The sequence below is a fragment of the Streptomyces chartreusis NRRL 3882 genome (assembly GCF_900236475.1).
Taxonomy (GTDB): domain Bacteria; phylum Actinomycetota; class Actinomycetes; order Streptomycetales; family Streptomycetaceae; genus Streptomyces; species Streptomyces chartreusis_D.
The window spans coordinates 5517253-5537735 of the sequence record NZ_LT963352.1 but is presented as its reverse complement, the minus strand read 5'-3'; the positions used below and the strand labels follow the sequence as shown (position 1 = coordinate 5537735).

15 protein-coding genes and 1 other RNA gene are annotated in these 20483 nt (G+C 72.2%); 6 read left to right on the top strand and 10 right to left on the bottom strand.

All coding sequences use genetic code 11. The annotated features are described in order from the left end of the window. Position 1: 1 nt before the first annotated feature. The gene (locus SCNRRL3882_RS25060; RefSeq protein WP_010039886.1) at positions 2-247 is read right to left on the bottom strand and encodes a hypothetical protein; all 246 of its coding nucleotides are present in this window, start codon (positions 245-247) and stop codon (positions 2-4) included. 216 nt (positions 248-463) lie between these two features. Between SCNRRL3882_RS25060 and SCNRRL3882_RS25055 the strand changes: the two genes are divergently transcribed. The 3 genes from SCNRRL3882_RS25055 to SCNRRL3882_RS25045 all read left to right on the top strand — a co-directional run bounded on the left by SCNRRL3882_RS25055 (position 464) and on the right by SCNRRL3882_RS25045 (position 4991). Then, positions 464-1672, top strand: coding sequence for an MFS transporter (locus tag SCNRRL3882_RS25055; protein WP_010039883.1), 1209 nt, complete (start codon positions 464-466; stop codon positions 1670-1672). Positions 1673-1764: 92 nt separating this feature from the next. Next, on the top strand, positions 1765-4020 hold the full coding sequence (gene yicI / locus SCNRRL3882_RS25050; protein ID WP_010039881.1) for an alpha-xylosidase: 2256 nt from the start codon (positions 1765-1767) through the stop codon (positions 4018-4020). Continuing rightward, on the top strand, positions 4020-4991 hold the full coding sequence (locus SCNRRL3882_RS25045) for a LacI family DNA-binding transcriptional regulator (RefSeq protein ID WP_010039878.1): 972 nt from the start codon (positions 4020-4022) through the stop codon (positions 4989-4991). Before yicI ends, SCNRRL3882_RS25045 begins: the two co-directional genes overlap by 1 nt. Positions 4992-5039: 48 nt before the next feature. On the opposite strand, the gene ssrA is transcribed toward SCNRRL3882_RS25045, so the two are convergent. The 5 genes from ssrA to ftsE all read right to left on the bottom strand — a co-directional run bounded on the left by ssrA (position 5040) and on the right by ftsE (position 8977). Next, positions 5040-5443, bottom strand: a transfer-messenger RNA (tmRNA) gene (gene ssrA, locus SCNRRL3882_RS25040). Positions 5444-5565: 122 nt separating this feature from the next. After that, positions 5566-6045 (bottom strand): SsrA-binding protein SmpB, encoded by a 480-nt coding sequence (gene smpB, locus SCNRRL3882_RS25035; RefSeq protein WP_010039871.1) that lies wholly within the window; start codon positions 6043-6045, stop codon positions 5566-5568. 46 nt (positions 6046-6091) lie between these two features. Then, on the bottom strand, positions 6092-7261 hold the full coding sequence (locus tag SCNRRL3882_RS25030) for a S41 family peptidase (RefSeq protein ID WP_173937288.1): 1170 nt from the start codon (positions 7259-7261) through the stop codon (positions 6092-6094). A gap of 68 nt (positions 7262-7329) precedes the next feature. Next, entirely contained in the window at positions 7330-8247 is a 918-nt protein-coding gene (gene ftsX, locus SCNRRL3882_RS25025) for a permease-like cell division protein FtsX (protein WP_010039864.1), read from the bottom strand. A gap of 40 nt (positions 8248-8287) precedes the next feature. Beyond that, complete coding sequence (gene ftsE, locus SCNRRL3882_RS25020; RefSeq protein ID WP_003990615.1) at positions 8288-8977, bottom strand: cell division ATP-binding protein FtsE; 690 nt, start codon at positions 8975-8977, stop codon at positions 8288-8290. A gap of 235 nt (positions 8978-9212) precedes the next feature. Between ftsE and SCNRRL3882_RS25015 the strand changes: the two genes are divergently transcribed. After that, positions 9213-9404 (top strand): hypothetical protein, encoded by a 192-nt coding sequence (locus tag SCNRRL3882_RS25015; protein WP_010039859.1) that lies wholly within the window; start codon positions 9213-9215, stop codon positions 9402-9404. A gap of 116 nt (positions 9405-9520) precedes the next feature. Here SCNRRL3882_RS25015 and SCNRRL3882_RS25010 read toward each other — a convergent pair whose 3' ends face one another. The 4 genes from SCNRRL3882_RS25010 to SCNRRL3882_RS24995 all read right to left on the bottom strand — a co-directional run bounded on the left by SCNRRL3882_RS25010 (position 9521) and on the right by SCNRRL3882_RS24995 (position 14672). Beyond that, positions 9521-10141 (bottom strand): LPXTG cell wall anchor domain-containing protein, encoded by a 621-nt coding sequence (locus SCNRRL3882_RS25010; protein ID WP_010039857.1) that lies wholly within the window; start codon positions 10139-10141, stop codon positions 9521-9523. 290 nt (positions 10142-10431) lie between these two features. Further along, positions 10432-11538: a peptide chain release factor 2 gene (prfB, locus tag SCNRRL3882_RS25005; RefSeq protein WP_010039856.1), complete on the bottom strand. Its 1107-nt coding sequence runs from the start codon at positions 11536-11538 to the stop codon at positions 10432-10434. A gap of 72 nt (positions 11539-11610) precedes the next feature. After that, positions 11611-12855 (bottom strand): serine/threonine-protein kinase, encoded by a 1245-nt coding sequence (locus SCNRRL3882_RS25000; RefSeq protein WP_010039855.1) that lies wholly within the window; start codon positions 12853-12855, stop codon positions 11611-11613. 122 nt (positions 12856-12977) lie between these two features. Next, complete coding sequence (locus tag SCNRRL3882_RS24995; protein WP_010039854.1) at positions 12978-14672, bottom strand: serine/threonine-protein kinase; 1695 nt, start codon at positions 14670-14672, stop codon at positions 12978-12980. A gap of 362 nt (positions 14673-15034) precedes the next feature. Here SCNRRL3882_RS24995 and SCNRRL3882_RS24990 point away from each other — a divergent pair, with 362 nt between their 5' ends. Beyond that, positions 15035-18886: an FHA domain-containing protein gene (locus SCNRRL3882_RS24990; RefSeq protein ID WP_010039853.1), complete on the top strand. Its 3852-nt coding sequence runs from the start codon at positions 15035-15037 to the stop codon at positions 18884-18886. 189 nt (positions 18887-19075) lie between these two features. Beyond that, positions 19076-20479 (top strand): ABC transporter substrate-binding protein, encoded by a 1404-nt coding sequence (locus tag SCNRRL3882_RS24985; RefSeq protein WP_010039852.1) that lies wholly within the window; start codon positions 19076-19078, stop codon positions 20477-20479. The last annotated feature ends 4 nt before the right edge of the window (positions 20480-20483 follow it).

Sequence of the window (20483 nt, the reverse complement as noted above, 5' to 3'; positions counted from 1 at the left end):
ACTATTCAGCGAGCGCGAAAGCGGGCCATTCCGTCGCACTGATCCACCGCCGGGCGAGATCCTTTTCCAGCACGCTCATGGCATCGATGAAATCGCGCAGAACCGGCTCGGTCACCTGGAGCGCGACCGGGCAACCGCCCTTGGTGAGCGTGCCTTTGACGGTGGCCGACGAGTGGGCTGGAGCGGGAATGTAGGTGTAGGGGCCGAGCGTTACCGCCCAGCCTTCTTTCCTGGTCGCCTCGGTCATGTACCGACTAACCGTCGGCCCACTTCGGCGGATGCGCGGCAAAAGAGTGAAGGATTTCCCCGTTGAGCATCTTTTCCATGCGCCATTAAGGGCTCTCCATATCTCTGTATGAAGAACAGGCGGCGAATATTTCCCGCCAGTCCTACAACCCAGGTGCGTGATTCCGCACGGAACAGGTGTTGGACCGCCCGGTCGTCTCCGGGTGACGGTGGGCGGATGCCGCAACTCACCCCGTACCGCCGCCTCTTCGGGCTGCCCGGCGCCCGTGCGTTCACCGCCGGGAACCTGATCGCCCGGCTGCCGATGGGCATGTTCAGCGTCAGCGCGGTCGTCATGATCGCCGCAACGCGGGGCTCGTACGCCCTCGCCGGTGCCGTCACGGCGACGGGGCTCGCGGCGACCGCGGTGGTCGCGCCGTGGACCGCGCGCCTCGTCGACCGGCACGGCCAGGCCCGGGTGGCCCTGCCCGCCACGGTGTTCGCCGTCCTCGGCTCGCTCGCCCTGCTGCTGTGCGTCCGCTACGACGCCCCCGACTGGACCCTGTTCGCCTCCTACGCCGCCACCGCCACGACCCCCAACACCGGCGGCATGTCCCGGGCCCGCTGGGCGCACCTGCTGGCCGGTGACACCAAGGGCCTGCACACCGCCAACTCCTTCGAGCAGGCCGCGGACGAGCTGTGCTTCATGCTGGGCCCGGTGCTCGCGGCCTTCCTGTGCGGGGCGTTCTTCCCGGAGGCGGGCACGCTCGTCGGGGCGGTGCTGCTGCTGACCGGCATGGTCCTGTTCACGACCCGGCGTGCCACGGAGCCACCGGTCCGCGCGCACATACCCGCGAAGGCGCCGCTGCGCGCCCCCGGGATGCCGCCGCTGCTCGCGGTCTGCCTGGCGATGGGCGCGGTGTTCGGCTCGACGGAGGTCGTCACGCTGGCGTTCGCGGACGCGCTGGGGCACCGGTCGGCGGCCGGTGTCGTGCTGGCGCTCCAGGCGGCGGGCTCGTGCGCGGCGGGTCTGCTGTACGGGGCCGCGAAGCCCGCCGGGCCGGCCGCGTCCCGGCTGCCGTGGTGTGTGGCCGCGATGACGGCGCTGCTGACCCTGCCGCTGCTCGCGGCCGCCCTCATCGGCTCGCTGCCGCTCCTGGCCGGTGCGCTGCTGATCGCCGGGATGGCGACGGCTCCGACGATGGTCACCACCATGACGCTGGTGCAGCAGCGCACCCCCGAGGGCCGGCTGAACGAGGGCATGACCCTGGCGGTGACCGGGCTGCTCGGCGGCATCGCCTGCGGCAGCGCGCTCGGCGGCTGGACCGTGGAGCACATGTCGGCGACGGCGGGATACGCCATCCCGGTGACGGCGGCGGCCGTGGCCCTGGCGTTGTCCCGGTACGGGGCGTCGAATCGCTTCACCGAACCATGCACGCCCCATTGACGCCCTCACGCACCCCCACATACGTTCATTCGTCGAAGCGCTTCGACGTCACGTGCCACCCCCTGCGGGCACGGGAAGAAGGACCCCCCACCATGAAGTTCACCGACGGCTACTGGCTGCTCCGGGAGGGCGTCACCGCGGCGTACCCGGCCGAGGTGCTCGACGTCACCGAGTCGGACGGCACGCTGGAGATCCACGCGCCGACCCGGCCCGTCCGCACCCGCGGGGACCTGTTGAAGGGCCCCGTCCTGGCGCTCCGCGCGCACACGCCCATGCCCGACGTGATCGGCCTGACGCTGACGCACTTCACGGGAGGGGAGCGGCGGGGGCCCGAGTTCGAGCTGACCGGGTCGGGAGCCACCCCGCAGGTCTCGTACGACGACGAGTACGCGACCCTGACCTCGGGCGACCTGTCGGTGCGGGTGGCCCGCGGCGGCCCCTGGCACGTCGAGTTCCTCTCGCACGGCCGCACCCTGACCAGCAGCGGCCACAAGAGCATGGGCATCATGCGGGACGCGACCGGCGCGCACCACCTGCGCGAACAGCTGGTCCTCCAGGTCGGCACGTCCGTCTACGGCCTGGGCGAGCGCTTCGGCCCGCTGGTCAAGAACGGCCAGGTCGTCGACGTCTGGCAGGCGGACGGCGGCACCTGCAGCGAACAGGCCTACAAGAACGTGCCCTTCTACCTCACGGACGCGGGCTACGGCGTCTTCGTCGACCACCCGGGCAAGGTGTCCTTCGAGGTCGCCTCGGAGGTCGTGTCGCGGGTGCAGTTCAGCGCCGAGACGCAGGAGCTGACGTACTACGTCGTCCACGGCCCGACCCCGAAGGACATCCTGCGCAAGTACACGGCCCTGACCGGCCGCCCGGCGCTGCCGCCCGCCTGGTCGTTCGGCCTGTGGCTGTCGACGTCCTTCACGACGTCCTACGACGAGGAGACGGTGACGTCCTTCATCGAGGGCATGCGGGAACGCGAACTCCCCCTGTCCGTCTTCCACTTCGACTGCTTCTGGATGCGCGAGCACCACTGGTGCGACTTCCAGTGGGATGCACGGGTCTTCCCCGACCCGGAGGGCATGCTGGCCCGGCTCAAGGCCCGTGACCTGCGCGTCTCCGTCTGGATCAATCCGTACATCGCCCAGCGCTCCCCGCTGTTCGCCGAGGGCAAGGCACTCGGGCATCTGCTGAAGCGCCCGGACGGCAGCGTCTGGCAGTGGGACCTGTGGCAGCCCGGCATGGCCCTGGTCGACTTCACGTCACCGGCCGCCCGCGACTGGTACGCCGCCAAGCTGGAGGCGCTGCTCGCCCAGGGCGTCGACTGCTTCAAGACCGACTTCGGCGAACGGGTGCCGCTGGATGTGACCTGGTCGGACGGCTCCGACCCGGAGCGGATGCACAACTACTACACGTACCTGTACAACCGCACGGTCTTCGAGGTGCTGCGCAAGCACCGCGGCGAGGCGGAGGCCGTCCTCTTCGCCCGCTCGGCGACGGCGGGGAGCCAGCAGTTCCCGGTGCACTGGGGCGGCGACTGCGAGGCGACGTACGAGTCGATGGCGGAGTCGCTGCGCGGCGGCCTGTCCCTGGGCCTGTCCGGCTTCGGCTTCTGGAGCCATGACATCGGCGGTTTCGAGGGCACGCCGACACCGGCCGTGTTCAAACGCTGGCTGGCCTTCGGCCTGCTCTCCTCGCACAGCCGCCTGCACGGCAGCAGCTCCTACCGCGTCCCCTGGCTGTTCGACGAGGAGTCGGTGGAGGTCGCGCACCACTTCATCCGGCTGAAGCTGCGCCTCATGCCCTACCTGTACGAGACGGCCCGGGCCGCCCACACCGAGGGCGTACCGATGATGCGGGCGATGGTGCTGGAGTTCCCGGACGACCCGGGCTGCGCTCACCTGGAACGGCAGTACATGCTCGGCCCGGACCTCCTCGTGGCACCGGTGTTCAGCGACGAGGGCGACGTCACGTACTACGTCCCCGAAGGCGCCTGGACCCACTTCCTCACCGGCGAGCCGGTGACCGGCCCGCGCTGGGTGCGCGAGCGGCACCCCTTCCTGAGCGTGCCGCTGCTGGTCAGGCCGGGTGCGGTGATCCCGGTGGGCGCGGTGGACGACCGTCCGGACTACGACCACGCCGACGGGGTGACGCTGCGGGCCTACGGCCTCCGGCCCGGTGACCAGACGACGGTACGGGTCGGGGACGTCACCTTCACCGTGGTACGCGAGGCAGACACCCTGCGGGCCACATGCAGCGACCCGGCGGCCCCCTGGGCGCTCGCCGCCGCCGGCCACGAGGCCCGGGCACGGGCCGGAACCGGCTCCCTGACGCTGGGGCTGGAGCCGTCCTGATGGTCAGGATCACGGACGTGGCGCGACGGGCCGGGGTCTCCCCCAGCACCGTGTCGTACGCGCTGAGCGGCAAGCGCCCGATCTCCGACGAGACCCGGCGCAGGGTCGAGGCGGCGGTCCGGGAGCTGGGCTACCGCCCGCAGCCGGGCGCACCGGCGCACGGCACGCCGAAGGTCCTGGGCGTGGCAGCCCCGCTGCGCGCCGGCGTCCACGTACCGGCGATGATGCGTCTGACGCAGTCCGTGGTGACAGCGGCACGCGGGTACGACCACGACGTCCTGCTCCTCACCCATGAGGAGGGCCTGACCCGCGTCAGGGAATCGGCGCTGGTGGACGCGTTACTGGTCATGGACATCGGCCTCCACGACCCACGTCTCCCCCTGCTCCGCTCCCTGAACCGCCCCTCCGTCCTGCTCGGCCTGCCCGCCGACCCGCACGGTCTGACCTGCGTGGACCTGGACTACCGGGCAGCGGGCGAGGCGTGCGTGCACCACCTGGCCCGCCTCGGCCACCGCACCGTGGCCCTGGTCAGCTCGCCGCCGGAGGTCCACCTCCGCGGGACCGCCTCGGCCCACCGCCTGGTCGAGGGCTTCACGGCCGCAGCCGACCGCCACGGGCTGGCCTCCTCGGTGCACCCCGCCGGATCGGCCCCGGCCACGGCCCACCACCTCGCGGACCGACTGCTGCGCGATCACCCCGCGCTGACGGCCCTGGTCGTCCACAACGCGCCCCTCCTGGAGCCCCTGATCACGGCCTTCCAGCAGCTCGGCCTGCGCATCCCCGAGGACCTGTCGATCACGGCCGTCTGCCCCGACGACCCCGCGACGACCACGTCGGTCACCCTGCCGGCGACGGAGCTGGGCACCCGAGCGGTGGAACTGCTGATGGAGAAACTGCACGGCACGCCCGTACCGGAGACGACGCTGCTGGCGCCGCGGCTGACGGAGCGGGCGAGTACGCGTCACGCATGACAAAGGCCCCGCCGCTCGTGAGCGACGGGGCCTGTGCCCACATGGGATGAGTGGAGATGGCGGGAATCGAACCCGCGTCCAACGGTGTGGAACCAGGGCTTCTCCGTGTGCAGTCGGCTGTGCTTTTCTCGGCCCCGGAGATCACGCCGACAAGTCTCCGACGGGCCCAGTCACTGTGTGGTTTCCCTCTTCACCCCGTGACCGGGATCGAGGTTTAGTTCCCTAGATGATGCCAGGATCCGGGTCGGGAACACCCCCGGGCTGACACTCCCTTAAGTAGGGGAGCCGCTGCTCGCTACCTGAAGATCAGGCAGCGAGGGCGAGCTCGCCCTGGGAGATGGATCGCTTGGAATTGGCGATTATTTTTTTCGGCCTGTGGTTTACGAGATCATGGCCGCTTCCTCGACACGCTTCCCCTGCTTCGACAGCCGCTGTCGAAACCGATCATCCCCATGTTGATTTTTCAATCGTCGTCCCCCGCGAGAGGGGACTCGCACCCGCTGTGAGGTGCAGGTGCCATCGTACGTGACCAACGCAGGTCGATGCCAGCGTATTCCCACGCACCCCGGAGGGCCTACGCCCGCTGCTTCCGCCGCACCGCCGAGATCACCCGCTCGGCCTCGCGCCGGTCCTGCTTCTCGCGGAGCGTCTGACGCTTGTCGTACTCCTTCTTGCCCTTCGCCAGCGCGATCTCGACCTTGGCGCGGCCGTCCTTGAAGTACAGGGCGAGGGGCACGATGGTGTGACCCGTCTCCTGCGACTTCGACTCCAGCTTGTCGATCTCCTCGCGGTGCAGCAGCAGCTTCCGCTTGCGCCGCGCGCTGTGGTTGGTCCACGTGCCCTGGCTGTACTCCGGCACGTGCACGTTGTACAGCCACGCCTCGTGCCCGTCCATCTGCACGAAGCCGTCGACCAGCGACGCCCGTCCCTGGCGCAGCGACTTCACCTCGGTGCCGGTGAGGACCAGACCGGCCTCGTAGGTGTCGATGATGAGGTAGTCGTGCCGCGCCTTCTTGTTCTGCGCGATCAGCTTGCGCCCTTTTTCCTTAGCCATAGTGCCGCCCATTTTCGCACTACGGAGGGGGCCCGCGGGAAGTGGATTACGAGGGACCGGCCAGGCCGCGCAGCACGGTCTCGGCCCGCTGGAGGGCTCCCTCGTCGGCCTCCAGGTCGGGCGTGATGCCCCGGCCGTCGACCGCTCGGCCGGAAGGGGTGCGGTAGTGCCCGACGGTCAGCTCCGCGACGGAGCCGTCGGGCAGCCGGCTCGGCATCTGGACCGAGCCCTTGCCGAAGGTCCGGGAGCCCACGACGAGCGCCCGTCCGCGATCCTGGACAGCGCCGGTGAGGAGTTCGGCCGCGCTCATCGTCCCGCCGTCGACGAGCGCGACCAGGGGTCTCGTCGTGTCGCCACCGGGCTCGGCGTGCAGGGCGCGCTGCCGGCCGTCGACGTCGTACGTGGCGACCAGACCGCCGTCGAGGAAGGCGGAGGCGGCGGTGACCGCCTCGGTGACCAGGCCGCCGGAGTTGCCGCGCAGGTCGAGGACGATCCCGGCGCGGGGCGGGGCCTGCCGGACGGCCTCGCGGACCTGGTCGCCGGAGCCCTTGGTGAAGGTGTCGACCCGGATGACGGTGACCGGGCCGGCGGCTTTTCGAACATCGACCGAGTCCGTGGACAGCTGGGCCCGGCGCAGGGTCTCGGTCCACGCGCGCGTACCGCGCTCCAGGCCGAGTCGGACGGTGGTGCCGGCGGGGGCGTCGGTGGCGTCCCCGCGCAGTAAGGAGACGATCTCGGTGACGGGCCGCCCGTCGGTCTTCTCGCCGTCGACGCTGCGCAGCAGGTCTCCGGGGCGGATCCCGGCGGTGGCCGCGGGCGACCCGGCGCGCACCTTCGTCACCTCGATGCGGCCGTCACGTTCGCTGCGCGCCCACAGGCCGACGCCGGTGTACTGGCCGTCGAGGCTTTCCTCGAACTCCTCGTATTCGCCCCGGGAGTAGACGGCTCCCCAGCGGTCCCCGCTGCGGCTGACGGCACGCTTCGCGGCCTCCATCGGCGACTTGCCGACGGCCATGGCCTCCTCGGCCGCCCTGGTGACGTCCGCGTGGTGCCCGGCCGGGACGGCCGAACGGGCCTCGTCCGGCGCGGACTTCCGCTCGGCCTGCGGGAGGGATCCCGTGGCCGCGCCGGCGACGAGCACGCTGGCGAACATCAATGTCAGGGCGGCCCCGCGGCGGATGCGACGGGGCTGACAGAACGGGTCACGACCTGACATGGCGGTGAGTCTAGGACAAGGGGAAGGGCCGTACGGCTGGTTGACCGTACGGCCCCTCTTGGTATGCGTCACACCTTCAAGTACTTGCGCAACGCGAAGAACGCGGCCAACGCGGGCATCAGCAGGCTCGTGGCGAGGATGAGCGGCAGCTTCGTCAGGACGGCGTCCCAGCCGATGAAGTTGATCAGTGTCAGCTGGTCGGCCAGGGCCAGTCCGTGGTCGATGAGGAAGTACCGGGCGATCAGCAGGAAGGCGCACGCGAGCGTGCCGCCGATGAGCCCGGCGACCGCGGCCTCCATGATGAACGGCGCCTGGATGTAGAAGCCCGAGGCGCCGACCAGGCGCATGATGCCGGTCTCGCGCCGGCGGCTGAACGCCGAGACGCGCACGGTGTTGACGATCAGCATCAGCGCGACGACCAGCATCAGCGCCATCACCGCGCGCGCGGCCCAGTTCATGCCGTTCAGCAGCTTGAAGAGGTTGTCCAGGATGCCCTTCTGGTCCTGCACGGACTGCACGCCGTCCCGGCCGTTGAAGGCGGTGGCGATCACCTGGTACTTCTGCGGGTCCTTCAGCTTGATGCGGTACGACTCCTGCATCTGGTCCGGCGTGAGGGAGCTGGCCAGCGGGGAGTCGCCGAACTGCTCCTTGTAGTGCTTGTACGCCTGGTCCTGCGACTCGTAGGTGACCGTCTGGACGACGTCCATCTTGTCGAGGTCGGCCTTGATCTGCTTCTTCTGGTCGTCCGTCACCGCGCCCTTGGCGCAGTTGGGGTCGGACTCGGCGTCGCTCTTGTTGCAGAGGAAGATCGAGACGTTGACCTTGTCGTACCAGTAGCCCTTCATGGTGTTGACCTGGTCGCTCATCAGGAGCGACCCGCCGAACAGGGCGAGCGACAGGGCGACGGAGACGACGACGGCGAAGGTCATCGTCAGATTGCGGCGGAGACCGACGCCGATCTCCGACAGGACGAACTGGGCGCGCATGGCGACTGGTTATGCCTTTCCGTGACTCTCTGGTGCGGTCTCAGTGCTGGTAGCCGTAGACACCGCGGGCCTGGTCGCGGACGAGGCGGCCCTTCTCCAGTTCGATGACGCGCTTGCGCATCTGGTCCACGATGTTCTGGTCGTGCGTGGCCATCACCACGGTCGTGCCCGTCCGGTTGATGCGGTCGAGCAGCTTCATGATGCCGACGGAGGTCTGCGGGTCGAGGTTGCCGGTGGGCTCGTCGGCGATGAGCAGCTTGGGCCGGTTGACGAAGGCCCTGGCGATGGCCACACGCTGCTGCTCACCACCGGACAGCTCGCCGGGCATCCGGTCCTCCTTGCCGCCGAGCCCGACGAGGTCGAGCACCTGCGGCACGGACTTGCGGATCTCGCCGCGCGACTTGCCGATGACCTCCTGCGCGAAGGCGACGTTCTCGCCGACCGTCTTGTTCGGCAGCAGGCGGAAGTCCTGGAAGACCGTCCCCAGCTGGCGCCGCATCTGCGGCACCTTCCAGTTGGACAGGCGCGCGAGGTCCTTGCCGAGAACGTGCACCTGCCCGTGACTGCACCGCTCCTCGCGGAGGATCAGCCGCAGGAAGGTGGACTTTCCGGAGCCGGAGGACCCCACGAGGAAGACGAACTCGCCCTTCTCGACCTCCAGGGAGACATCCCTGAGGGCGGGGCGGGTCTGCTTGGGGTAGACCTTGGAGACATTGTCGAATCGGATCACGGATGCACCACGGGTCGCCGGGGGTAGATGAGCGTGACCATACGCGAACCGGGCAGCAGACCGCAGTCACCCGCTGTGGTTGCGCCGTGGATGTGCTGTTTTGTGCCGACCTCAAGGGGTGCGGGGAACTGCAGCGGACCGCGCACCCTCCGGAGGAACCTGGCACAGTGGAGAGGGAACGTTCGCGCCCCCGCGAGCGTTACACACAAGGAACCGGCGCAAGGAGGGCGAGCGCATGACGTACGACCGGCTGGTGTGCGCGAACTGCGCGGCGCCCGTGAGCGAGGGCCGGTGCCCTGTGTGCCGTGCGAACCGCGAGCGGATGCAGCAGGAGAACTTCCTCGCGGGTCTGAACCCGATGACCCTGATCGCACTGCTGACCGTGCTGATCGCCGCGGTCGCGCTGCTGGCGCACCAGACCGCCTAGCGGCGCGCTCAGCGGCTCGAAAGACCCCTTAAGACACGGCCGAGGGCCCGGAGCGGAACGCTCCGGGCCCTCGGCGCTGTGCGCTGCGCCTACCGTCCGTACGGACGCGGCTACCGTCAGGCGGCAGCCCCGCCGCGGCCGCCCATGAGGCGCGGCAGGACGCGGAAGCCGACACCGCCGGCGATCATCGTGGCGGCGCCGATCACCAGGAAGGTGGTCTGCGCGGCACCCGTCTCGGCGAGCTCCTGGCCGTTGCCCTGGGCCTGCGGCGCCGGGGTGGCGTCCGAGCCGGTGTCGGTGAGGGACGAGGAGCCCTCCTCCTGCGGGGCGGCGCCGCCGTCGGGGTCGGCGGCGTTGCCACCGCCGTTCCCGCCACCGTTGGCGTTGCCGTTCCCGCCGCCGTTGCCGTTGCCGTTGCCCGGGTCGGTCGGCTGGGACGTCGGGTCCTCGGTCGGCTCGGTGGGCTCGTCCGTGGGCTCGGTCGGCTCGTCGGTCGGGTCCTCGGTCGACGGCGGGTCGGTCGGGAGGTCCGTCGGGACGTCGGTGGGGATGTCGGTCGGGACCGGCGGGGTGGTCGGCGGCGTCGGGACCGGCGACTCCTCGGCGCACAGGATGCCGAGCAGGCAGTCCTCGGACTCCGCGGCGGATGCGGCACCGGCGGCGGTCAGCGAGGCACCGGCGGCGATCACGGCACCGGCCGCTATCCGCGCGACACGGATCCGCGTCTTCTTCGTCATGTGGTTGCTACCCCCAGTAGCTCATCGTCATTAGGCAGCGTTTGGAGCTGTGCTCGACGGGGGTAGCTGCGGTGTGGAGCCCCCCGGTTCACATGCGCCCCAGAGATACGCATGCCGCGCTTTACCCTTCCCATTTTTCAAAGGCACGTCAAGGGCGTTTGCGGGCGCCATGTCCAACTACGGGGGCAATGCCGGGAGTCTGACTCTGTGAGTGTGATGTAAAACCCAGACATGCGGGCACAGAAAAGGCAACTGCCGCCCTGACGTCGGCAGTTGCCTTGTCGACAAACTTACTTCTCCTGCTGCTTGCGCCAGCGAATTCCGGCTTCGAGGAATCCTTGGATCTCCCCGTTGAAAACGGCCTCGGGGTTACCGACCTCGAACTCGGTGCGCAGGTCCTTGACCATCTGGTACGGGTGCAGCACGTACGAACGCATCTGGTTGCCCCAGGAGTTGCCGCCGTCGCCCTTGAGGGCGTCCATCTTGGCCTGCTCCTCCTGGCGGCGCCGCTCCAGCAGCTTGGCCTGGAGCACGTTCATGGCCGTCGCCCGGTTCTGGATCTGCGAGCGCTCGTTCTGGCAGGAGACGACGATGCCGGTGGGGATGTGGGTGATGCGCACCGCGGAGTCCGTGGTGTTCACGCCCTGACCACCGGGGCCCGAGGACCGGTAGACGTCGACCCGCAGCTCGCTCTCGTCGATGTCGACGTGGTCGGACTGCTCCACCACGGGCAGGATCTCCACGCCCGCGAAGGAGGTCTGCCGCCGGCCCTGGTTGTCGAAGGGCGAGATGCGCACCAGCCGGTGCGTGCCCTGCTCGACGGAGAGCGTGCCGTACGCGTAGGGCGCCTGGACGGCGAAGGTGGTCGACTTGATGCCGGCCTCCTCCGCGTACGACGTCTCGTAGATCTCGGTCTTGTAGCCGCGCTGCTCGGCCCACCGCAGGTACATGCGCTGGAGCTTCTCGGCGAAGTCGGCGGCGTCGACGCCGCCGGCCTCGGCCCGGATGTTCACCAGGGCCTCCCGGGCGTCGTACTCGCCGGACAGGAGCGTGCGGACCTCCATCTCGTCCAGCGCCTTCTTCACGGCGACGAGCTCGGACTCCGCCTCGGCACGGGTGTCCGGGTCGTCCTCCTCCTCGGCCATCTCGAAGAGAACCGCGAGGTCGTCGATACGACCGCGCAGGGCCTCCGCCTTGCGCACCTCGGCCTGGAGGTGGGACAGCTTGCTGGTGATCTTCTGCGCCTCATCGGGGTTGTCCCACAGGGACGGCGCGGCCGCCTGCTCCTCGAGCACGGCGATGTCTGCCCTCAGCTTGTCGAGGTCCAGAACGGCCTCGATCGACTCCATGGTCGAGGAGAGGGACTTGAGCTCTTCGGATACATCGACGACTGCCACGCCCTCCAGCGTAACGGCTCCGCCCGGCGGCCATCGCCGGGCGGTCCTGGCCGGCCGGTGCCGGCTGGGAGGTCAGGGGGACTGCGGGGCCGAGTTCTTCGTGTCCTGGGGAGGTGCGCTCGCGTCGTCGCCCGAGGTGGACAGCCACGCCCCGACGCCGACCGCCGCCGCCAGGACGACCGCGCCCGCGCCGAGGGCCACGCGGCGGCGCCGGGCCAGGGCGCGGTTGCGGGCCGACCCCGGCCGGGGCGTGCCCGACGCGCGCGGGGCCCGGGCCGTGCCGTGGGCGCCCCCGGCCAGCTCGTCGGGGGCCGGTACGCGCATCGAGGTGTGGGTGTCCCGGTTGGAGTCCGCCGGTTTCGCGCCCGGCACCAGAGGGACCGCGCCCCGCCGCCGGACCCGCTCGGCCGGTGCCGGTCCGGCGGGCTGCTCCTCCCGGTCTGCCTCCTCGGCGGACTCCGTGTCCGGCTCGTCCACCTCCAGCGGCGGCATGCCCGCCAGCATCGGCAGCAGCTCCCGCAGCCGGGCCCCGAGCTCCGAGGCCCGCAGCCGCGAGGCCGGGGCCTTGGCGAGGCACTGGACGAGCAGCTGCCACAGCTCGTCGGGGATGCCGGGCAGCGGGACGACCGTCTCCGTGACGTGGCGGCGCAGGACCGCGCCCGGGTGGCCGCCGCCGAACGGGGTGAAGCCCGCGAGCAGCTCGTAGAGGACCGTGGCGAGGGCGTAGATGTCGACGGAGGCGCGGGGCGGCAGCCCCTCGACGATCTCCGGGGCGAGGTAGTCCGGCGTGCCGATGATCTTCGTGGCCTTGGTCCGGCGCGGGGTGTCGATGAGTTTCGCCACGCCGAAGTCGGTCAGCAGGGCGCGGTGGGAGCCGCCCGGGCCCAGGGGGCCCTGCATGTCCAGGAGGACGTTCTCCGGCTTCACGTCCCGGTGCACGACGCCCGCGGCGTGCGCGGCCGCCAGCCCGTCGGCGATGTCGGCCGAGATCGCGACGGCCGCCTCGGGCGCGAGGCGGCGGTCCCGCTCCAGCCGGGTCCGCAGGTCGGTGCCCCGGACGAGGTCCATGACCAGCGCCAGGTCGTTGCCGTCGACGACCAGGTCGCGCACCGACACCACGTGCGGGTGCTCCAGGCCGAGCAGCGCCGTGCGCTCCTGCACGAACCGCCCGACGAGTTCCTGGTCGGACGCGAGGTCCTCGCGCAGCAGCTTGATGGCGACGGGGCCTTCGGGACCCTCGCCCAGCCACACCGTGCCGGCGCTGCCCCGCCCCAGGATCTGGTGGGCGGTGTACCGGCTGCCGATCTTCCGTGCCAAGGCTGCTCCTACCGACGCGTGTTGTCGTTAAAACTACGCGTCCGGAGAGCCAACCTTCACTGCGGAGGCAGAAATCACCCGCCAGGTGTCGACAAATCACCAACCCCGCAGGGTGGTTCCGGTCAGTTCGTGCCCGAACTGCTACCGCCGAGCTTCTCGAACCAGCCGGTCACGGTGTTGAACCAGTCGGTGAGCTGGTCCCAGTAGCCCTTGGTGGTGCCGATCCACTCCTGGAGCGGGCTCAGCTCCCAGATCAGCCAGCCCGCGACGAACAGGATGACGATCGTGAAGAGACAGCCCTTCAGGCAGCCGAGCCCGGGGATCCGCATCGGGTTGGCGCTGCGCTGCCGCGGCTGCCGGGGCTCGCGCTGGGGCCGCTGCGGCTGCTGGGGCGGCGGCGCCGGCGGGGCATACCGCTGCGGCGGCTGGGGCCGCTGGGGCTGGGGGGCGTACTGCTGGGGCTGCTGCTGCGGGTGGCCGTAGCCGGGCCCCGGCGGGGGTGCCTGGCGGCGCGGAGGCTGCTGCTGGGGCCGGGCGACCTGCCGCTGGGGGCGGCGGCGCAGCGGGTCCTCGTTCGGGTCGAGGTACTGGACCTGCGTCTGTTCGTTGCGGTCGCGGGCCGCCCGCAGCTGGTTCTGCCAGGGGTGCGGGTCCTCGGGCCCGCCCTGCTGACCGGGGTGGCCGGGCGAGCCCGGCGGGACCGGCGGCATGACGGCGGTCGGGTCGGCCGCGCCCCGGCCCGGCCCGGCGGGCAGGACGGCGGTGGGGTCGGCGGCGCCGGCCGGGCCGCCGGTGTGCGGCATGACGTTGGTCGCGGCGTTCGGGTCGTACGAGCCGGCGCCCTGCGGGAGGATTTGGGTGGGGTCGGCGTCGCCCGCGCCGGGCGTGTCCGGCACGGGTGCGGGCGCCGGGTCGGGCGCCAGGAGCGCGCCGACGCCCTCGGCGGCGGCGATCTGCGCGGAGTTCGCGTGCACACCGATGCCCTCGGCGACGACGCGCAGGCCACGGGCGAGGTTCTCGGCGCTGGGCCGCTCGTCCGGGTTCTTGCGCAGGCAGCGCTCGATGATCGTCCACAGCGGGTCGGGGACCGTGGAGGGACGGCGCGGCTCGGCGCTCAGGTGCTGGTGCAGCACTTCCAGGGCGGAGCCGCCGGAGAACGGCGGACGGCCGGTGACCAGCTCGTACAGCAGGATGCCGGCGCCGTAGATGTCGACGGCGGAGGTCTGCGGGCGGCCCTCGGCGGACTCGGGCGCGACGTACGCGGGCGTGCCGACGAACTCCTGGGTGCGGGTCAGGCCCGGGGAGTCGGCCAGGCGGGCGATGCCGAAGTCGGTCAGCAGCGGGTGCATCTGCCCGTCGTACTGCTGGAGCAGGACGTTCGCCGGCTTGAGGTCGCGGTGGACCACGCCGTCGGCGTGGCTGGCGGCGAGCGCGTCGGCGATCTGGGCGGTGAGCAGTGCCGCGGCGACGGGGCTGAAAGGCCCGTTCTCGCGCAGGTAGCGGTGCAGGTCGGGGCCCTCGACGAGGTCCATGACCAGCGCCAGCAGCTCGCCCTCGACGACCAGGTCGCGGACCCGGACGATGTTCGGGTGGGTCAGCCGGAGCAGGACGGAGCGCTCCCGGAGAAACCGCATGACGATGTCCGGGTCGCCGGCCAGCTCCTCCTTGAGGACCTTGATCGCGACGGTCTCGCCGGGCTGTCCCGGCACGGCCGCCTCGGCGCCCGCGGTCTCGCGCTGGCGGGCTCGCCAGACGGTGCCCGTGGCGCCGCGTCCGAGCGGCTCCTCGAGCAGGTACTTGCTGCCTACCGGCCGCACGTCATGCGCTCCCTGGTGCTTGCCTTGCCTGCTGGCCTGTCCGACCCACTGTAGTGCCGTGCCGCCGGGGACCGGGGTGTCGTCATTCTGTGGGTCTTACGTATGCGTTCTCACACGCGTTCGAAGGAAAGACGCTCACCTCGGTCTCGAGGTTGCCGAGAGTGAGCGTGACCGATCTCAACTGATCGCGAGTGGGTCATCTCTCAGGCACTTTTGCGGGCAGAGCCGACCAATCAAGATCACTTGTTCCGGAGCGAGGGGCGCGCTGTCAGTGGCAGGTGCGAGGATGCGTGCAGTACTGGCCGACGTGCTGGGGGCGGGTTGGGGACTCCGCGCCCGGGCAGAAGGGACCGCTGACGGCGATGCAGATCCGGCTGACCGTCGTAGACCCGCTGGGCCTGGCGGCTCCGGCCCGGGACCGCGCCGCGCGCTGCGACGTGCTGGTCACTGCGCCCGCCGGCACGGCGCTCGCGGCGGTGGCCTCGGGGCTCGCCCAGGTGGTCCTCGGCGGTGACGGCTCGGGTTCCCCGGTGCTGTACGCCGGGGAGCAGCGGCTCGACGCCCAGCGCTGCACGCTCGGCGAGCCACCGCTGACCGACGGTGCCGTGCTGTCCGTGGGCGCGCCGGGCGAGCCGGAGCCGCATCCCGAGCTGGACGACGCCCCGGCCCAGCTCCAGGTGGTCGCCGGGCCCGACGCCGGTGGCGTCCACCTGCTGCACGGCGGCGAGATCCGCATCGGCCGCTCCGCCGACGCCGACGTGCCGCTGGACGACCCGGACGTCTCCCGGCTGCACTGCGCGGTGACGGTGAGCGCCGACGGCCGCGTCTCGGTGGCCGACCTCGACTCCACGAACGGCACGACGCTGGACGGCACGCGTGTCGGCGGCCGGGCGCTCCGTTTCGCCCCCGGGGCGCTGCTGCGGATCGGCGAATCGGCCCTGCGACTGGCTCCCGCCGGGGGGCCGGGGGGCCGGGTGGACACGACGCCGGACGGGGAGGGGCACGTGCGCGTGCCGGGTGCCGTCGGCGGGGCGGGGGCGGGCACGCGCGCGCCGCATTCCATCCCTGCCGGGGCCGCCAGGTCTTCGGGCCCTGGGAGTCCGGCCGACCTGGGCAGATCCTCCGGGGCTGCCGCGCCCTCCGGCCCTGACGCGCCGACCCGTCACGCTTACGGCTCGGCGGCCTGGGGCACGCCGGGTACCGCGGGGCACGGCTCGGAGGACTCGGCGGTGGTGCCGGGGCAGGGCGGGGCACCTCGGGCCGAGGGCAGGGGTGCGGGAGCTGCCGCGGAGGCTTCGCGGCCGGCTGGCGGTGTGTCGGAGCAGGGCATCGCCAGGGGCCAGGGGGGCTCGGGGCCCGCCGGCCCCGGCGGAGACTCGGCGCACCCTGCGTCCCCGTCACGGGATGGGGCGCGTACGGCGTCGCCGGAAGGCGTGGTCCGGGCTCCGCGGCAGCGCGGCGCCGCCGGGGGCTCATCGGCGGCGGTCTCCCCCGACGGCGTCACCAGCACACCCCGGCAGCAGGGTGCGACGCGGCACGGGCTCGGCGCCGGGGACACACACGCGGGGCGATTCGGGGCCGGGGCGCTGGGCGGTTCCGGCCAGGGAGCCGGTCCGGGCGCAGGCGATCGCCACGGCGACGACGGCGGCGGCACGGGCGTAGGCCCTCATGCCCCGGTCAGCGGCGGTCGCCCCGGGGACGACGGCGGCCCGGCGAGCGCCCCGGACGAGCGGTCCGGGCGCGGGCGCAAGGGCACTCCTGTGCGGGGCACCGACGTTCCGCCGGGGACGCGCAGGCGGGGCGGGCTCGGCGCGTGGGCGCGGCGGCTGGCCGGCGGGCGTGGCGAGCAGGGGGCTCCCGCGGGCGGGGCGTACGAGGACGAGCCGGCCGACGTGGCGGCGGAGCACTCGGCGACCGTCGGGCCGGCGGTGCCGGAGACCTGGCCGGATCCGGCCACGCTGCTGCTGACGGCGCTGGGGCCGGGGCCCCGGCTGTGGGAGCGCGGGCCGGGGCACCCGGAGGCGCTGGCGGTCCGCCTCGGCACGGCCGACCGGGCCGCGCCGGACGGCTCCGGGCTGCTGCCCGCGGTGCCGGTGACCGCCGGGCTGCGCGAGGTCGGCGCACTGGGACTGGCCGGGCCCCGGGCGCGGCTCGCCGGGCTGGCCCGTGCCGTGCTGGCGCAGCTCACCGCGCTGCACTCCCCCGACACACTGGAGATCGTCCTGATCGCCGCGGACCGCTCCCGCCCCCTGGCGGAGCGCACCGCCGAGTGGTCCTGGCTGGGCTGGCTGCCGCATGTCCGTCCCGGACACGGACAGGACTGCCGCCTGCTGCTCGCCTACGACCGGGAGCAGGCCGCCGCCCGCACCGACGAGCTCCTGCGCCGCCTGGAGGACCAGCTGGCGGACGCGGGAGGCGGCGCGCCGGGGGCCGACGGGCTGCTGGGCAACGTGCGCTATTCCAGAGCCCGGGCGACCGACGGCCCGAGCGGCGACGCGCCGGGCCCCGATGCTCACGGCAGTGAGGGTCCGGCGAGCAGCACCGCCAAACCCGTGCCCCGCCGCCCCTCGTGGGCCCGGGACGACGCCCCCGTCCCCGCGCCGGCCACCGGCTTCGCCGGCCCGTACACCGTCCTCGTCGTGGACGGCGATCCCGGCGGCGCCGACCTGCGTGCGGCCGTCGCGCGGCTGGCGCTGGAAGGCCCCCGGGCCGGGATCCATGTCGTCTGCCTGGCCGAGACCGCGGCAGCCTCCCCGGCCTCACCCGTGACGGAGACCTACGAGGCGGCCTGCTCGGTGGCGCCGACGTTCCGGCAGTGCGGTGCCGTCGCGCTGCTCAGCGGGGACGTGGCGACGGCCCTGCGGCTGATGCGTGTGGCCCGGGTGGGGAGCGAGGACTCACCGGCCGGACCCGTCGGGCACGGCACCATCGCCACCGTCGACGCCGTCTCCCCCGCGTGGGCCGAGCGGTTCGCGCGGGCGCTGGCGCCGCTGCGTACGGACGGCTCGGCGAGTGAGCGGCAGCCGCGCGTCTCGGCGCCGCTGCCCCAGGCGGCACGGCTGCTGGACGAGCTGGGCCTGGCCCGTGCCACCCCGGCGTCGTTGATGGCGCGCTGGGCGGACGCGGCCGACGACACCGAGGCGCTGGGCGGGCGGGTGCGCGCGGTGCTGGGCGCCGGGCCGCGCGGCCCGGTCTGCGCGGACCTCGCGGCCCAGGGACCGCATCTGCTGGTCGAGGGCCCGCCGGGCAGCGGCCGTACGGAGCTGCTGCGGGCGGTCGTCGCATCCCTGGCCGCCGCCGAGCGGCCGGACCGGCTGGGCATCGTGCTGGTCGACGGCCGGGGCGGCCCCGGCGCGGGCGGCGGGGCCGGCGAGGGACTGCGCGTGTGTACGGACGTCCCGCATGTCACCACGTACCTCACGGCCCACGACCCGGTCCGGATGCGCGAGTTCGCGCAGTCCCTGAGCGCCGAGCTGAAACGGCGCGCCGAGCTGCTGGGGCGGTCCGACTTCGCCGAGTGGCACACCGGGCGCGAGCTGTCGGGCCGTATGGTCGCCCAGCGCACGGCGACGGCCCGGGGCGGCGCTCCGGCCGAGGCGACCGCCGGGACGGCCGCCGGGGCCGGGGATCTCGACTCCCCGCCCAGTTCGACGATGCGGCTGCGGCCCGGGGCGGCCCGGCGGCGGACGGAGGCGGCGCCGCCGCTGCCCCGGCTCGTCGTGGTCGTGGACGACCTGGACGCGCTGGTCTCACCCGCCCTCGGCTCGACCGGACGGCCCGCGGCCGGGTCGGTGATGCGGGCGCTGGAGGCCGTGGCCCGGGAGGGCGAGCGGCTGGGCGTCCACCTGGTGGCCGCCACCGGCCCGTGCGCCCGTACGGCCGAGACGGAACCGGCGCGCCGGGCCACCCTCCGCGTCGCGCTCGACACCCCCGCCCCGGGGCCGGAGGAGCCCGCACCCGGCCGGGGCAGGCTGACCTGTGCGGACGGGCGGGTCACACCGTTCCAGGGCGGGCGGGTCACCGGCCGTATCCCCCGGACGGCGACGCTGCGTCCCACGGTCGTACCGCTGGAATGGCACCGCATGGGTGACCCTCCGGCCCGGCGTCCGGTGCGGGAGCTCGGAAACGGCCCGACCGACCTGGCACTGTTGGCCAGCGCGCTGGAAAGGGCGGCGCGGGAGGTCTCGGCGGCTCAGGTGCCGTCGCTTCTGTAGCACTCGTCCGTGGCACTGGCTGGATGCCGACCCCGTCCGTTGATCAGGGACGAGTCGCTGGTCACGAGGGGGTCACGATCCCCCGCTTGACAGCCGATGCCATCTTGCCGCCCCCGCACACCCGGGCGTAGACCAGATCGCACGGGAGCGCGCTCGACGTTCGACGAGGGAACGAAGAACGGGGCAGTCATGCGCATGACGAGCAGCACCATCCGGACACGCTGGTCGCCGCAGCGGGACAAGGCGACCCCCCAGCACCGCAGAGCCGCCAAGGCCGCGGCCGCCGTCGCCGCGGGAGCGCTCGCGCTCTCGCTCACCGCCTGCGGAGGCGACGACAACAACAGCAGCGGAAGCCCGGGCAACACCGAGGAGGCCGCCAGCAACGTCACCCTTCCGAAGCTCGACGGGACGAGCCTGGAGATCGCCGCCGTGTGGACCGGCGCCGAACAGGCCAACTTCAAGAAGGTCCTGGCGGAGTTCGAGAAGCGCACGGGCGCCAAGGTCACGTTCGTGCCCGCCCAGGACCCGATCATCAACTTCATCGGCTCGAAGGTGGCCGGCGGGCAGCCGCCGGACATCGCGATGCTGCCGCAGCCGGGCGCCATCAAACAGGCCGTCGACCGGGGCTGGGCCAAGCCGCTCGGCTCGGAGGCGCTCAAGGAGCTCGGCGAGAACTACTCGCAGGGCTGGCAGGACATCGGCAAGGTGGGCGGCAAGCAGTACGGCGTCTACTACAAGGCCGCCAACAAGTCCCTGATCTGGTACAACAACCAGGTCTTCGAGAACGCCGGGGCGAGTGAGCCCGAGACCTGGCCGGATCTGCTCAACACCGCGCAGACCGTCTACGACTCCGGCGTCACCCCGTTCTCCGTCGGCGGCGCCGAGGGCTGGACGCTGACCGACTGGTTCGAGAACGTGTACCTCTCGCAGGCCGGCCCGGAGAAGTACGACCAGCTGGCCAAGCACGAGATCAAGTGGACGGACCCGTCCGTGAAGGACGCGCTGACCACCCTCGCGCAGGTCTGGGGCAAGCCCGACTACATCGCGAACGGGGCCTTGCAGACCGACTTCCCGGCCTCCGTCACACAGGTCTTCACCGGCGGGGACCAGCCCAAGGCCGCCATGGTCGCCGCGGGCGACTTCGCACAGGTCAACATCCCGAAGAGCATGAAGGTCGGGACGGACGCGAAGGTGTTCCCGTTCCCGGCGGTCGGGGACAACGGGCCGGTGGTCTCGGGCGGTGACGCGGCCGTGATCCTGGAGGACTCGAAGGGAGCACAGGCGCTGGCCACCTGGCTGGCCTCGCCGGACGCCGCGCAGATTCAGGCGAAGCTCGGCGGTTACCTGTCGCCCAACAAGAACGTGCCGAACTCCGCGTACCCGAACGCGGTGCAGCAGAGGATCGCCAAGGCGCTCATCGACGCCGGTGACGACTTCCGCTTCGACATGTCCGACCAGGCCCCGCAGGCCTTCGGCGGCACCCCCGGCAAGGGCGAGTGGAAGATCCTCCAGGACTTCCTGAAGAACCCGAAGGACATCGCGGGCACGCAAGCGAAGCTGGAGGCCGAAGCGGCCGCGGCCTACGGAGGCTGACGGC